General features: G+C 63.7%; 11 protein-coding genes. 5 read left to right on the top strand and 6 right to left on the bottom strand.

The features are described 5' to 3' along the window. Positions 1-49 precede the first annotated feature (49 nt). Positions 50-232, bottom strand: coding sequence for a hypothetical protein (locus tag NKI97_RS03750; RefSeq protein WP_198023574.1), 183 nt, complete (start codon positions 230-232; stop codon positions 50-52). On the opposite strand from NKI97_RS03750, the gene NKI97_RS03745 reads away from it, so the two are divergent. The 3 genes from NKI97_RS03745 (at position 183) to NKI97_RS03735 (ending at position 2,667) form a co-directional block, all read left to right on the top strand. Then, positions 183-827 carry a hypothetical protein gene (locus NKI97_RS03745; RefSeq protein ID WP_352449031.1) on the top strand — a complete coding sequence of 215 codons (645 nt, stop codon included), beginning with the start codon at positions 183-185 and terminating at the stop codon, positions 825-827. The two genes, NKI97_RS03750 and NKI97_RS03745, sit on opposite strands and share 50 nt — an antisense overlap. A 37-nt stretch (positions 828-864) precedes the next feature. Continuing rightward, on the top strand, positions 865-1,746 hold the full coding sequence (locus NKI97_RS03740) for a uracil-DNA glycosylase (protein WP_352449032.1): 882 nt from the start codon (positions 865-867) through the stop codon (positions 1,744-1,746). Positions 1,747-1,851: 105 nt separating this feature from the next. After that, positions 1,852-2,667: a helix-turn-helix domain-containing protein gene (locus NKI97_RS03735; protein ID WP_352449033.1), complete on the top strand. Its 816-nt coding sequence runs from the start codon at positions 1,852-1,854 to the stop codon at positions 2,665-2,667. On the opposite strand, the gene NKI97_RS03730 is transcribed toward NKI97_RS03735, so the two are convergent. Together NKI97_RS03730 and NKI97_RS03725 are read right to left on the bottom strand one after the other, a co-directional pair. Continuing rightward, positions 2,668-3,645 carry a DMT family transporter gene (locus tag NKI97_RS03730; RefSeq protein WP_502904462.1) on the bottom strand — a complete coding sequence of 326 codons (978 nt, stop codon included), beginning with the start codon at positions 3,643-3,645 and terminating at the stop codon, positions 2,668-2,670. Beyond that, positions 3,642-3,866 (bottom strand): hypothetical protein, encoded by a 225-nt coding sequence (locus NKI97_RS03725; RefSeq protein ID WP_352449229.1) that lies wholly within the window; start codon positions 3,864-3,866, stop codon positions 3,642-3,644. Before NKI97_RS03725 ends, NKI97_RS03730 begins: the two co-directional genes overlap by 4 nt. A gap of 153 nt (positions 3,867-4,019) precedes the next feature. Between NKI97_RS03725 and pepN the strand changes: the two genes are divergently transcribed. Both pepN and NKI97_RS03715 read left to right on the top strand, forming a co-directional pair. Then, positions 4,020-6,665, top strand: coding sequence for an aminopeptidase N (gene pepN / locus NKI97_RS03720; protein WP_352449034.1), 2,646 nt, complete (start codon positions 4,020-4,022; stop codon positions 6,663-6,665). Positions 6,666-6,854: 189 nt separating this feature from the next. Beyond that, positions 6,855-9,179 carry a PAS domain-containing sensor histidine kinase gene (locus NKI97_RS03715; RefSeq protein ID WP_352449035.1) on the top strand — a complete coding sequence of 775 codons (2,325 nt, stop codon included), beginning with the start codon at positions 6,855-6,857 and terminating at the stop codon, positions 9,177-9,179. Positions 9,180-9,229: 50 nt separating this feature from the next. Here the strand turns inward: NKI97_RS03715 and NKI97_RS03710 are convergent, their stop codons facing one another. From NKI97_RS03710 to NKI97_RS03700, 3 genes are all read right to left on the bottom strand, one after another. Beyond that, positions 9,230-9,709, bottom strand: coding sequence for an EF-hand domain-containing protein (locus NKI97_RS03710; RefSeq protein WP_352449036.1), 480 nt, complete (start codon positions 9,707-9,709; stop codon positions 9,230-9,232). A 145-nt stretch (positions 9,710-9,854) separates the two neighbouring features. Beyond that, on the bottom strand, positions 9,855-12,821 hold the full coding sequence (locus tag NKI97_RS03705; RefSeq protein WP_352449037.1) for a bifunctional [glutamine synthetase] adenylyltransferase/[glutamine synthetase]-adenylyl-L-tyrosine phosphorylase: 2,967 nt from the start codon (positions 12,819-12,821) through the stop codon (positions 9,855-9,857). After that, positions 12,821-14,290, bottom strand: coding sequence for a sensor histidine kinase (locus NKI97_RS03700; protein WP_352449038.1), 1,470 nt, complete (start codon positions 14,288-14,290; stop codon positions 12,821-12,823). Before NKI97_RS03700 ends, NKI97_RS03705 begins: the two co-directional genes overlap by 1 nt. Positions 14,291-14,295 lie beyond the last annotated feature (5 nt).

Below are 14,295 nucleotides of genomic sequence, written 5' to 3'. Positions count from 1 at the left end.
CATCAAATAGCGACGGGAAACCGGCGCGGACGTGACAATACCGATTTCGTCAAAAAGTCGCGTCCTGCCGCACAGATTCGCGGTGACGAGCATCAATCTTCAATCCTATTCCGTTTGCACAGATATGTCGCACTGATGTTTTTAATTGTTCGACGGCTTGCTTATCGGCCATACTTCCCGCCATGCGCATATTCGGGCCGGCTGGCTTTTCATCGACGCGCTTTTTTTTCACGCCCGGCCGGTTTTGCCGTGCGGCGCTCTTGGCGCTTCTGCCACTGATGGCCCTCGATGCCCGTGCCGAGCAGCAACTGGTCTGGGCGACCGGCGCCTATTCCTTTTCCGACGAGCGCGGCGGTTTCCGCATCACCGGGGCTTCCGGCATCGGCACGAAGGAGGATCCGCTGGTCATCACCGAAGAGCTGAATTCAGCGACGCCGGTAACGCTGGCCATTCGCACGACAAGGCCGATCCAGCCGTTCGGCAAGGCGGGAGACTTCGCCAATGGTCTGATGTATATGCGCATCGACGTGCTCAACAATAGCGGCCAAGCCTGGGTCGAGTTCCAGTTCGAACTCCAGGAGATCCTCGACCAGCCGAGCGTGTTCGGCGACGGCCTGTCGTTCGACCAGCGCAACAAAACGCCCGAAAATATCTGGTCGAGCAGCTACGCCGATTTCGACCGCAATTTCGAACCGTACGACCGCCTGCTGTTCAAGAACGGCAAGATCGACCCGCTGAAGACCGCCAGCTTCTATTTCCTGATCACCGACTACACGCCGCGCTGGACGTTCTATCTGGTGCAGGATCCGCGCATACCGTCGAGCTGAACTTGCAAATTCAAGCTCCGCGGCCGAATGTGAAACCATGACTGCCGCCCCCCACACTAGCCGAGCCGATCTCGCCGAGCTGCTGGCCTTCTACGCCAGCGCCGGCGTCGACGAGGCACTTGAAGAACAGCCGGTAAACAGGTTTGCAGAAGCCAGGCCGCCGGAGCGGGTGCCTGCGGCGGCCGCTCTGCCGGCCGGTGAAAATGCATCGCCTCATCGCTCGACGAGCGTGTCGCGCGCCGAAATGGGCGAGAGACCGAATACGGCACCGGCAGTGCGAACGTCCCCGGCCATGTCAACGGTGCCCGACGAGGCGCAGGCGGCATTGGCGCGGCAACTGGCGAGATCGGCGGCAAGCCTCGACGAGCTTCGCCAGCACATGGCGGCATTCGACGGCTGCAATCTTAAATTCACCGCCAAGAACCTGGTGTTCGCCGACGGCAATCCGACTGCCGCGGTGATGCTGGTCGGCGAAGCACCGGGCCGCGACGAGGACATAGAGGGCTTGCCGTTCGTCGGCCGCTCGGGCCGGCTGCTCGACCGCATGCTGGCCGCGATCGGTCTTGACCGGACATCTGCCTACATCGCCAACGTGATTCCCTGGCGGCCACCGGGCAACCGCACGCCGACGCCGCACGAGACCGAGATCTGCCGGCCGTTCATCGAGCGGCAGATCGAACTGGTCAATCCGAAGGTGCTGGTCAATCTCGGCGGCCCGTCGGCAAAGACCCTGCTCAACACCTCCGAAGGCATATTGCGGCTGCGCGGCAACTGGCGCGTCCACACGACCCCGTCTGGCGTCGCCATTCCCGCCATGCCGACCCTGCATCCGGCCTATTTGTTGAGAACGCCGGCGCACAAGAAGCTGGCGTGGCGGGATTTCCTCGAAGTGAAGGCGAAGTTGCGGGCACTTGGGTAACGGTGCAGAACGCGTCTTCCGTCCTCTCCTTGCGAGGAAGGAAGGGCGGCATCATGACCTAGCAGGTAATTGAAATGCGCCCACTTCCGGCCTAGTCATCTCGTCATGACAGCAGCCCAGATTTCCGCCGGCAGTCTCATTCGCGAATGGCGTACACGCCGGCGCATGAGCCAACTCGACCTTGCTATGGAGGCCGAGATCTCGCAGCGGCATCTGAGTTTCGTGGAAAGCGGCCGCGCCGCACCCTCGCGTGATATGGTGTTGCATCTGGCAGAGCAGCTCTCGATCCCGCTCAGGCAGCGCAACCAGCTGCTGCTGGCCGCCGGCTTTGCCCCGAGCTTCAGCGAACGACCACTTGACGATGCCTCGATGGCACCGGCGATGGCGGCGGTCGAGACCGTGCTCAAGGCGCACGAGCCGTTCCCGGCGCTTGCCGTGGACCGGCATTGGGACCTGGTGTCGGCGAACGCCGCCATCGGCCCGTTCCTCGCCAATGTCGCCGACGCCTCCCTGCTGAAGCCGCCGGTCAACGTGTTGCGCCTCAGCCTGCATCCCGGCGGCATCGCGCCGCGCATCGTCAACCTTGCGGAATGGCGGACGCATCTTCTGGAGCGGCTGAAGCGGCAGAACGACGCTGCCGCCGATCCGGTTCTGGTCGAGCTCGAGCGCGAGCTTCGGGCCTATCCGTCCGGCCTTAAAAGCAGCCGGCCGGCGCCGGTCGAACCGAACGCGATTGTCCATCCGCTCAAGCTTGCCCATGGCGACGCGGTGCTGTCGTTCATCAGCACCATCACCGTGTTCGGCACGCCGCTCGACGTGACGCTGTCGGAGCTGGCGATCGAATCTTTTTTCCCCGCCGACGAGCAGACGCGGGCGGTGCTGATGCGGCTGGCGAAAGGGCGGACCGACGCAGCGGGCTGATCACCCTTCCGGCGCGACGGCCTTGCGGGCGCGGGTGCGTTCGAGACCCAGCTGGCGCTCGCGCCAGATGATGAAAATCCCCGCCGCAACCACGATCACGCCGCCGACCAGCATGTTGATCCTGGCGACGTCGCCAAAGACCAGATAGCCGACGACGACGCCGAGGATCATCGAAGTGTATTCGAAAGGTGCTACGACGGAAGCCTCGGCATGGCGATAGGCCGAGGTCATCAGGATCTGGCCAAGCCCGCCGCAAAAACCCGCGGCAATCAGAAGCACCGCCTGTGCTGGCGTCAGCGCCTGCCAGCCGAATGGCAACGAAAGCAGCGCCATGACGCTCGCGGTTACCGAAAACCACAGCACGATGGTCGCCGTCCGCTCGCTCTGGACGAGGTTGCGAACCAGGAGCATGGCGATGGCCGAGATCGCCGCGGCTATGAGGGCGGCGATGACGCCAAGCACCTCCTGATCGCCAAGGGCAGCGCCCGAACTGAGCAGCGTCAGTTCCGGCCACGAGATGATCAGCACCCCGACCAGGCCGACGGCAACCGCACTCCAGCGATAGATGCGGATGGCTTCGCCGAGGAAGATCGAACTGAACACCACGACCAGCAGCGGCTGCGCGTAGTTCAGTGTGATCGCCTCCGGCAGCGGCAGCCGCGTCAGCGCGAAGAAGCCGAGCCCCATGGCACAGACACCGACGACGCCGCGCGCAATGTGGTTGAGCGGGCGCTTTGTCGAAAAGGCGGTTCCGAGTTTTCCCTGGAAGGCGAGGAAGGCGATGATCGGAAAAATGGCAAAGAAGGAGCGGAAGAAGACGATCTGGCCCGCCGGCACGGTGCCTGCCGCCTTGATGCAGGACGACATGCCGACGAAGACCGCCACCGATACGATCTTGAGCAAGATCCCGGTCAGCGTGCTGTGCTCGCCTGCAAGGTCGCCAGCTGCAAGCACTGGCAAATCCGGTCTGGCTGTCACGCCCCTTTTGCTTCCTCGATCGCCGCCCAGATGCACGCCGGCGTTGCCGGCATGTCGATATGCCTGATGCAGTAGGTGCGGTAGTGCGCGTCGGTCACCGCATTGAGCGCGGCAGGCGTCGACCCGATCGTACCCGCCTCCCGCGCGCCCTTGATGAAGGCCACATCCTCGCGACGCAACACAGAGGCGCTCGTTCCGAATTTCGGCGTGACGACGGTCATGGAAGCCTCGCGATAATGCTTGGGAAATGATCGCCTGAAATAGACGTCGCTGCAGTTTTGTCGAGGGAACGTTTCGTGTAAAGAGCGCAGACTTCAAATTATTTGGACCAGCGGACCGCCCGCCGCTCCCGGATCGACAGGAAAAATCAAGGAATGCGCACAGATACCGGCCAGGTCTTCAAGCTCGAAGACTATCGCCCCAGTGATTATCTCATTCCGGAAACCAGCCTGACTTTCCGCCTTTCGCCTGAAGCAACGCATGTGACCGCCGTGCTGACGGTCGAACGCCGCGACGGGATTGCGGCGTCGGTGCCACTGGTGCTGGATGGCGACGGGCTGACGCTCCGCAGCATCGCCATCGACGGCCAGGAACCGAGCCCTGCGGATTTTCTCGCCACGCCCGATCAACTGACAATCATCAGCCCCCCTGCGACAAGGTGCTTCCAGCTGAGAATTGAAACCGTGTTGGCGCCGGCGCAGAACGAAGCGCTAATGGGCCTCTATCGCTCGAGCGACGTCTATTGCACACAATGCGAGGCCGAAGGCTTTCGCCGCATCACTTATTTCCTCGACCGTCCCGACATCCTGTCGGTCTACACGGTCCGCATCGAAGCTCAGCGCCGTGAGGCGCCGCTGCTTTTGTCCAACGGCAACCCGGCCGATGGCGGCGAGCTTGCCGGCGGCTGGCACTATGCGGTCTGGAACGACCCCTTCCCCAAGCCGTCCTATTTGTTTGCGCTGGTGGCGGGCGACCTCGGCAAGATCTCGGACAGTTTTGTCACCCTGTCTGGCCGCAAGGTCGAGCTCGGAATCTATGTCGAACCGGGCAAGGAGAGGCTCGCCGGCTACGCCATGGACGCTTTGAAACGGTCAATGAAATGGGACGAGGAGGCATTCGGCCGCGAATACGACCTCGATGTCTTCAACATCGTCGCCGTGTCCGACTTCAATATGGGCGCAATGGAGAACAAGGGCCTCAACATCTTCAACGACAAGTACGTTCTTGCCGACCAGGAAACTGCGACCGACGCCGATTTCGCCAATATCGAAGCCATCATCGCGCATGAGTATTTCCACAATTGGACAGGTAACAGAATCACTTGCCGCGACTGGTTCCAGCTTTGCCTGAAGGAAGGGCTGACGGTTTTCCGCGACCACGAATTCTCGGCCGATCAGCGCTCGCGCGCCGTCAAGCGCATCGCCGAGGTGCGTACGCTGCGCGCCCATCAGTTTCCCGAGGACCAAGGGCCGCTGGCGCATCCGGTCCGGCCTCGCCGCTACCGCGAGATCAACAATTTCTACACGGCGACGGTCTACGAAAAAGGCTCGGAAGTCGTGCGCATGATCCATACCATCCTCGGCGCCGAGACGTTTCGCGCCGGCATGGACCTCTACTTCGAACGTCACGACGGCCAGGCGGCGACGATCGAAGACTTCATCAAAGTGTTCGAAGACGTCTCAGGTCGCGACCTGTCGCAGTTTTCGCTGTGGTATCATCAGGCCGGTACGCCGAACCTGACCGTCAGTTCGGCGTATAATCCGGCGGCGCGGGAATTCACGCTCGAAATCGAGCAGTCGGTGCCGCCAACACCGTCAGAAAGCCGCAAGCGGCTGATGCACATTCCGCTTGCCTTCGGCCTGGTTGGCGCCGGTGGCGAGGCAATAGCCCACAGCGGCGCCGAAGGGGCGAATGTCGAGGACGGTGTCATCCATATCCGCAAACGCCGCCATGTCGTCAGGTTTTCCGGGATTGCCGAGCGTCCAGCCATGTCGCTCAACCGCGGCTTTTCGGCGCCGGTGACGCTTTCGGTCGAGCAGCGGCCCGACGACCAGTTTTTTCTGGCTGGCCACGACAGCGACGCCTTCTCGCGCTGGCAGTCGTTCAACACTCTTTTGACCGATGCGCTGATTGCAGCCTTCCGCCAGATCCTGGACCACAGGCAACCCGAGTTCAGCGCCCGGCTGACCGGGCTTGCCGGCAAGACAGCCGGCGACGAAGCGCTCGAACCCGCCTATCGGGCGCTGGCGCTGGCGCTGCCCGGCGAGGCCGATATCGCCCGCGACATCGGCAAGAACATCGACCCCGACGCCATTTTCGCGGGGCGCGAGGCGCTGGCGGTTGCGATCGCCGAGGCCAACCGCGAGATATTCTCCAACCTTTACGATCGGCTCGCCGACAATGGCCCGTTCAGCCCGGACGCGGCCAGTGCCGGGCGGCGGGCTCTGCGCAATGTCCTGCTGGACTATCTCTCCTTGCTGCCGGGAGGTGCGGGACTCGCTGCCGGGCACTTCCAATCGGCGACCAACATGACGGATCGTGCCGCGGCGTTGACCGTTCTTGCGCACCGTCACCATGGCTCACCTGAGGCGACCAAGGCACTGGCCGATTTCGAGGCGAAATATGCAACCGATCCGCTGGTCATGGACAAATGGTTCCAGACCCAGGCCAGCGTGCCCGGCCCGCAAACCGTGGACGCGGTGCGCGCCTTGACCAGCCACCCGGCGTTCTCGATGGCCAACCCGAACCGGGTACGGGCACTCATCGGTACGTTTTCCAGCGCCAACCAGACCGGCTTCCATCGCGCCGACGGCCAAGGCTACCGGCTTTTCGTCGAAACGGTGCTGCAGGTCGAAAAACGCAACCCGCAGGTGGCCGCCAGGCTGGCGACGGCGCTCAGGTCGTGGCGCTCGCTCGAACCGGTGCGGCAGGCCAAGGCAAGGGAGGCGTTGCTTTCGATCGCCAATACCGAGAAGCTGTCGGCCGATTTGCGAGACATCGTCGAGCGCACCCTGGCGTAAGCGACCTCCCGTTCTCCCCTTGTGGGAAAAAGGGAAGACCACCCGAAAACCCCATTATTTTAGTCGATTTTTAATCTTTTTTCGCCGCGCCTCTGGACAAGGCGAATCACCTTTGATTCTTTAGTGACGATTCGGAAGTGCGGCGTTGCCGGATCGTCAAGCGGGACAGAAAATCGGGGAGTGCCATTTATGGCGAAGGCGGACGCGTGGGGCGCGCCCGGTGGGACGGCGTTTGAGCGTCGCGAGGCGCGAAGCGACGGTCTCGCGGGCAATACGCGGCTCATTGCCGAACCTGCCTACCGACGGCTGCTGGCAGCCGAGCCGCTGTTGCGGCGATCGATCCCGGCCCTCATCATCATGTTTCTGTTGATCATCGCAGTACTGCGCTTTCTGTCGCTGATGAACGAGCGCGACGAGATCGAGCGCGACGCCAAGGCGATCCTTGCGCTGGCCGCCGGCCACCTGGCCAGTTCGATCGCCGACGCGACCATGATTTCCGCGCCCGGCGCGATCCAGGACCTGCTGGAGAGCACCGGTCGTCAGGGCGCGATGGGCCGAAGCCACGTACTGGCGATCACCGATAGCGCCTTCAAGATCATTGCCGTATCGCCGCAGTCGATGCACTGGGAGGGGCGATCGCTCGATGGCGTCGTGCAGGGCGGGCAGCCGCTGTTCATGTTCGGCGACCGCGCCGGGGTAATGGAGGTCAACATCGGCGGACAGGACTGGTACGCGGCAGTGAGCCTGGCGAATGGCCGAAGGGGTGCCGCGGCAGCGTTCGTGCCGCAGGAGGCAGTTTTTGACGCCTGGCGCAAGACGGTCTCACTCAACGTCACGCTGTTCGTGCTGACGGCCGGCGTGCTGATCATCATCCTCTACGCCTATTTCGGCCAGGCGGCGCGCGCCCAGGCCGCCGATCGCATCTATCTCGAAGCCCACCAGCGCATCGACATGGCGCTGGTGCGCGGCCGCTGCGGCCTGTGGGATTGGGACATGGTGCGCGGCAAGATGTACTGGTCGCGCTCGATGTACGACATGCTGGGCTACGAGCCTTGTGACACGATGCTGTCGTTCGGCGAAGTCGATGAAATCATTCATCCCGAGGACGGCGATTTGTTCGAACTCGCCAACAGGATCGTCGCACGCGAGATCGACCATATCGACCAGGTGTTCCGGATGCGCCATGCCGACGGGCAATGGGTTTGGATGCGCGCAAGAGCACACGTTATCGACCCGGAAGCGCCGGAGATCCAGCTGATCGGCATCGCCGTCGACGTCACCGAGCAGCGGCATCTGGCGCTGCGCTCCGAAGCGGCGGACCTGCGCCTGAGGACGGCCATCGAAAACATCAACGAATCTTTCGTGCTGTGGGATTCGTCCGAGCGCCTGATCATGTGCAATTCCAAATACCAGCAGGACAACGGCCTGTTGGATCGCGACGTGATGCCGGGCGCTCCGCGCGCCGTTCTGGAGGAACGCATGCTGGCCTTCGCCTCGGAGCGGCGGCTTGCCAACACCAACGGACCGCAGGGAGGCGTGACCTTCGAGCGCCAGCTTGCCGACGGCCGCTGGCTGCAGGTGAACGAGTTGCGGACAAGGGACGGCGGTACCGTCTCCGTCGGCTCCGACATCACCCAGATCAAGCTGCACCAGGAGAAGCTGGTCGACAGCGAGCGCCGGCTGATGGCGACAATCCATGACCTCAGCCTTGCCCGCCGCGCGGAAGAAGAACGGGCTCGTGAGCTCGTCGAACTCAATCGCAAATACATGAAGGAAACCGAGCGCGCCGAAGCGGCGAACCGGGCCAAATCCGAATTCCTGGCCAACATGTCGCACGAGTTGCGCACCCCGCTCAACGCGATCATCGGCTTCTCGGAACTGATGGAACGGGGGCTGTTCGGGCCGCTGGGTTCGCCGCGCTACGAAGAGTATGCCACCGACATCAACGGCAGCGGCAAATATCTTCTCGGTGTGATCAATGACATCCTCGACATGTCGAAGATCGAGGCCGGCCAGTTCGCCCTGGATCAGGAAGAAATCGATCTCTGCCCGCTCATCAGGGAGACGGTTCGCGTCGTTTCTCTGCAGGCGGCGGAAAAGTCGATCACCGTCGAAACCCGCATCGCCGATTCGCTGACGCTGTTCGCCGACCGCAGGGCGATCAAGCAGATCCTCATCAACCTTCTGTCCAATGCGGTGAAGTTCACCGGGCAAGGCGGCCACATCTCGGTCAGAGCCCGCAGCATTTCCAGCGCGCTGATCCTGACGATCGAGGACAATGGCTGCGGTATCCCGAAGGCGGCGCTGAGCAAGCTCGGGCGGCCATTCGAACAGGTGCAAAACCAGTTCTCCAAGAGCCATGCCGGCTCCGGGCTCGGCCTCGCCATCTCGCGCTCGCTGGCCGAGCTTCAGGGTGGCGCGTTGAAGATCCGCTCGACCGAAAGCGTCGGCACGATCGTCTCGGTACGCATCCCGATCAAGAAAGCCGCGCAGGCGGTCAGGGCGGCTGCCTGAATGACAAAATAAGTCTCCGGCGGCTCGCACCGCCGGAGCGTTATCAATTCTCACTGCATGCCGTCAGTGCCATCATTGCCCTCGCCGTCCCATTGGCGGTGACCGCCGGGACCCTTCGGCAGTTCGTTCTTCTCGATTTTCCCGTCATTGTCACGGTCGAGCATGGCGAAGACCTTCTTCTGGCGGCTTGTGATGTCGTCGGCGGTCAGCGTGCCGTCGCCCTTGGTGTCGTAACGGGCGATGATGCGCCTGGCCATCTGCTCGAAGCGTGCTTTCTCCAGCGCGTCGGCGAGCTGTGCCACGGTCAGCTTGCCGCCATTGTCGGCGACCATCTTCTTCAGCCGCGCGTTCATGGCGTCGGAGAACTGGTCGAAGGTGATGATGCCGTCATTGTCGTTCATGACCTTGCCGAGGCGCATCATCATGCCGTCGCGCGGCCCGGCCCCGGAGTGCTCGTCTGCATAGGCAGCGGTGCCGACGGCGCCGGCCAGGGCTGCGAAAACGAGTGCAAGTCTGGTTGTCTTTCTCATGGTCTTCTCCTGTTGCATCGTCACCCCCGATGCTAGAGCGGCGGACCTTCAATCCCCCGCTCTATCTCTTTGATTGAACATCGGAACCTCCCAAAGCAGGTCGCAATTTTGGGTCCGATGCTCTCGCCCGTACGGCTGGTTGCCGTCACGGTTGTTTCGCACGAAGCAGAAGGTCGAAATCCTTTCTGACCTTCTGCGACGTCTCCTTGAGGTGCGCTTCAAGCACCCCGAAATCCGGCAGGTCGGTGACGGCCAGAAGCAGATCCGAAAGCCCTGGCGGAACGTCGTCGCGTTCGAACGCGCCGGTGAGGCAAAGCCGTATCATCTGGGTCAGCGCCAGATAGAGCGAATAGGCATCCACCAGTTCCTGCCTGACCTGGGCGCTGGCGAAATCCGGCGCCAGGCGCGACAGGACCTCAGCCGTGCCGGTGGCCCTGCGGCCTGCCTCGATCTTTCCGGTGATCAGCGCAACCTGGGCAATGAATTCGAGATCGATGAGGCCGCCCGGGATCAGCTTGATGTCCCAGGGATCGCGCGGCGGCTTCTCCTTGTCGACCATGGCGCGCATCTCGGATGCCTCGGCCATCACCTTGGCTGGATCGCGCGGCAGAGCGAGCACTGCGGCAACCTCTCCCTCGACCTCGCGGCAGAGCTCGGCATCGCCGCCGATCGTGCGGGCGCGCGCCAGCGCCATGTGCTCCCATGTCCAGGCGTCCTGGCGCTGATACTTCTTGAAGGCGTCGACATGGGTGGCCACCGGCCCCTTGTTGCCGGACGGCCGCAGGCGAAGGTCGAGCTCGTAGAGCACGCCCTCGGCGGTCGGCGCGGAAACGGCGGCGATCAGCCGCTGTGTCAGCCGGCTGTAGTAATGCGATGGGGCAAGCGGCTTGTCGCCGTCGGACTCCTCCGCATCGGCGTCGTGATCGTAGAGCAGGATGAGGTCGACGTCGGAGCCCGCCGACAGTTCGCGGCTGCCGAGCTTGCCCATGCCGAGCAGCGCGACCCGGCCGCAGGCAATATAGCCATGACGCAAAGCGAATTCCGCCATCACCGCCTGCGATGCCGCCTCGATGGTCAGGTCGGCGAGATCGGAAAAAGCGCGGCCGGCGCGCGGCGGGTCGATCGACCCGGCAAGCAGCCTGACACCGATCAGGAATTTTTGCTCCGAAGCAAAGATGCGCAGCCGGTCGAGCACGTCTTCATAGGCTCTGTCGCCTTCGAGGAAGGCGGCAAGGCGCGCCGACAGATAGGCGCGGTTTGGCAGTTCGCTCAGCAGCGCCGGATCGAGCAGCCCATCGAAGACATGCGGCCGGCGCGTGATGATGGCGGCCAGCCGCGGTGCCGCGCCCATGATAGTCGCCATCAGCTTCAGCAAAGCCGGATTCGACTGCAGCAGCGAAAACAGCTGGATGCCGGCAGGCAGGCCGGCAAGGAATTCGTCGAAGCGGATCACTGCCTCGTCCGCCCGCCGCGTCTGGCCGAACGCTTGCAGCAGCGCCGGCGTCAGTTCGGTCAGCCGCTCGCGCGCTTCCGCCGACCTGGTGACGCGGTAGCGGCCGAAGTGCCAGCCGCGGATAACCCGGCAGATGTCGCTCGGCCGCTGGAAGCCGAGCCGCTGCAAGGTCTGCAAGGTATCGGGATCGTCGACGTCGCCGGTAAAGACCAGATTGCCGATGCCGGCCGAAAGCTCCGGCGCGGTCTCGAACAGCGCTGCATAGTGGCGCTCGACCTGGTGCAGCGCCGCGCGGAACGTTTCGGCAAAGCCTGCCGCATCGGCAAAGCCCAGCATGCGGGCGACGCGCTCCAGCCCCTCTTCGTCCTCCGGCAGGATATGCGTCTGCTGGTCGGCAACCATCTGGATGGCATGTTCGACGCGGCGCAGGAACCAGTATTGCCTGGTGAGCGCATCGCGCGCGTCGGCGGTGATCCAGCCGCGCGCGGCGAGCTCGCCGAGCATCGGCACGGTCTCGCGGCCGCGCAGTTCGGGAAAGCGGCCGCCGGCGATGAGTTGCTGGGTCTGGACGAAGAACTCGATCTCGCGGATGCCGCCGCGGCCGAGCTTGACGTTGTGGCCTTTGACCGCGACCTCGCCATGGCCCTTGTGGGCGTGGATCTGGCGCTTGATCGAATGGACGTCGGCAATCGCCGCGTAGTCCATGTATTTGCGCCAGATATAGGGCTGCAGTTCCTTCAGGAACGCGGCGCCGGCGGCAACATCGCCGGCCACCGGGCGCGCCTTGATCATGGCGGCGCGCTCCCAGTTCTGGCCGCGCGCCTCATAGTAGCGCAGCGCCGCCTCGACCGGGATCGCCAGCGGCGTCGAGCCGGGGTCGGGACGAAGCCTGAGATCGGTGCGGAAGACGTAACCGTGCTCGGTGCGGTCCTGCAGAATGCGGACCAGCCGGCGTGTCAGCCGCGAAAACAGCTCGGTTGCATCGAGCGGATCGACGACAGCAGGCGCATCGGGGTCGAAGAAGGCGATGAGGTCGATGTCGGAGGAGAAGTTCAGCTCATGCGCGCCGAGCTTGCCCATGCCGAGCAGAATCCAGCCCGAGCGTCGCGCCGGATTTTTGGCATCCGGCAATCGGAGCTTGCCCTGCTCATGCGCGTCGCGGAGCAGGAAATCGACGGCCGCACGCGTGCAGGCGTCGGCAAGGTCGCTCAGTCGCTGCACCGTCAGCGAGGTCTCGGCTTCGCCGGCGAGATCGGCCAAGGCGATCAGGAAATGCGCCTCCGCCTTACATTGGCGCAGCTCCATCATCAGGCTGCTTTCGGAGACGGCCTCTGCGCGTGATGCCTTGTCGACCACGGCGCCGATCGATGACAGCCGCGCCTCGATGGTCTCGTTGAAAAGCGCATCGAGTATCCGCGGCCGGCGGCGCGCGGTATCGCGCAGGAACGGCGACAGGTCGAACACGGCGGCGAGGAAATCCTGGACGACCCCCTTGCCGGCGAGAAATTTCGCCAGTCGCGGCAGTTCCTTTTGCCGCGCGGCGTCGGCGATCTCCGACAATTCCTGCCTGGCGCGGCTTGCATCCAGCGGAACGAGCTCTACCGCCGGCTTCAACAGCCAGTCCGTTTCGAGGCGTCGCACTGCCATCCTCGCTACCATCAGCGATCCTCCCGCCCGGGAAAACTCATGACGACCGACAATCCGGGATTGCCGGGCAGAAGCTCAAGCCGTCCATTGTGGAATGTCATGATGGCCTTGGCGAGACTCAAGCCAAGGCCGGATCCCGGCTGCGAGCGGCTCTTTTCCAGCCGCACGAAACGTTCGGTCACCCTGGCACGGTCGACATCGTCGGGAATGCCCTGGCCGTTGTCGGAGACGGCGAGTCTGATCTCGCTACCGACACGCTCCAGCGTCACGCGAACCATAGGCCTGGAGGTCGAGTCGGTCGAATATTTGATCGCGTTGTCGACGATGTTGGACAGCGCCTGGCCAATCAGCTCGCGATTGCCGTTGACGGCGAAGGAACCTTGCACCGAAGTTTCGAGCGTCACGCCCGCCTCCTCCGCTACCGGCTCGTAGAGTTCGACGACGTCGTGCACGGCAGCGGCCAAATCAACCCTGGTGGTGCTTTCCGAGGAATAGCCGGCTTCCAGTCGCGAGATCATCAGGATGGCGTTGAAGGTCTTTATCAGCTGATCGGATTCGGCGATCGTTCCTTCCAGCGCCTGCCGGTAGTCGCTGGTGTTGTGCTTGCCGGAAAGCGTCGCCTCGGCGCGATTGCGCAGCCTGGTCAGCGGCGTCTTCAGGTCGTGGGCGATGTTGTCGGAGACCTGCTTCAGGCCCTCGTTCAGCGTGGCGATCCTGGCCAGCATGGAATTGAGGTTTTCCGACAGCCGGTCGAACTCGTCGCCGGCGCCGGTGACCGGCAGCCGGCCGGAAAGATCGCCGCCCATGATACGGCGGCTCGCCTCGGACACGCTGTCGATGCGCTTCAGCGCCGCGCGCCCGACGAAGAACCAGATCAGCAGCCCACCGACGCCCATCATGCCGAGCGCCAGCATCAAGGCGCGGCGAATGACGGCGCGGAAGCGCTCCGGCTCGCCGAGGTCGCGGCCGACCAGCATGATCATCTGGTTGGGCAGGCGCAGCACCAGGGCAATGGCGTTGTGGCCTTTCTCGCCTTCGGCCTGGACTTCGCTCTGGGCGGGCTCGTTCGGGTCGGAGATCGGGTTGCGCTGCCGCTCGAGCTCGCCCTCGCCGAAGCGGCGGTAGGAGAACGGTTCGGTGATCCAGCCCTCGGCCTCGATCACGCCCGGCTCCAGGCTCTGCACGTTGCCGGTCAGGATCTGGCCGTTGGCATCGGCGATCAGATAGAGATTGGCGCCGGGCTGGCGGGAGCGCTGCTCGACGACACGGACCAGCAGCGGCAAGCCGCCGCGCTGATAGGCGCGGGCGAGGCCGAGCACCTCGTCGTTGATCGTGTCCTGGGTCTGGCCGGTCAGCATGCGCGCCGACAGCGAGGTCATGTAGAACACGAGCAGCACCGCGCAGATGGCGAACAGCAGGAGGTAGAGCGCCGAAAGCCGCGCTGCCGTCGTCTTCATGATGGCCGGCACGGAAAGAGTCATGGGGT

The sequence above is a fragment of the Mesorhizobium sp. M0296 genome, from assembly GCF_040321675.1.
Classification (GTDB): Bacteria; Pseudomonadota; Alphaproteobacteria; order Rhizobiales; family Rhizobiaceae; genus Mesorhizobium.
The sequence above is the reverse complement of the archived record's forward strand: the minus strand, read 5'-3'. Positions and strand labels throughout refer to the sequence as shown.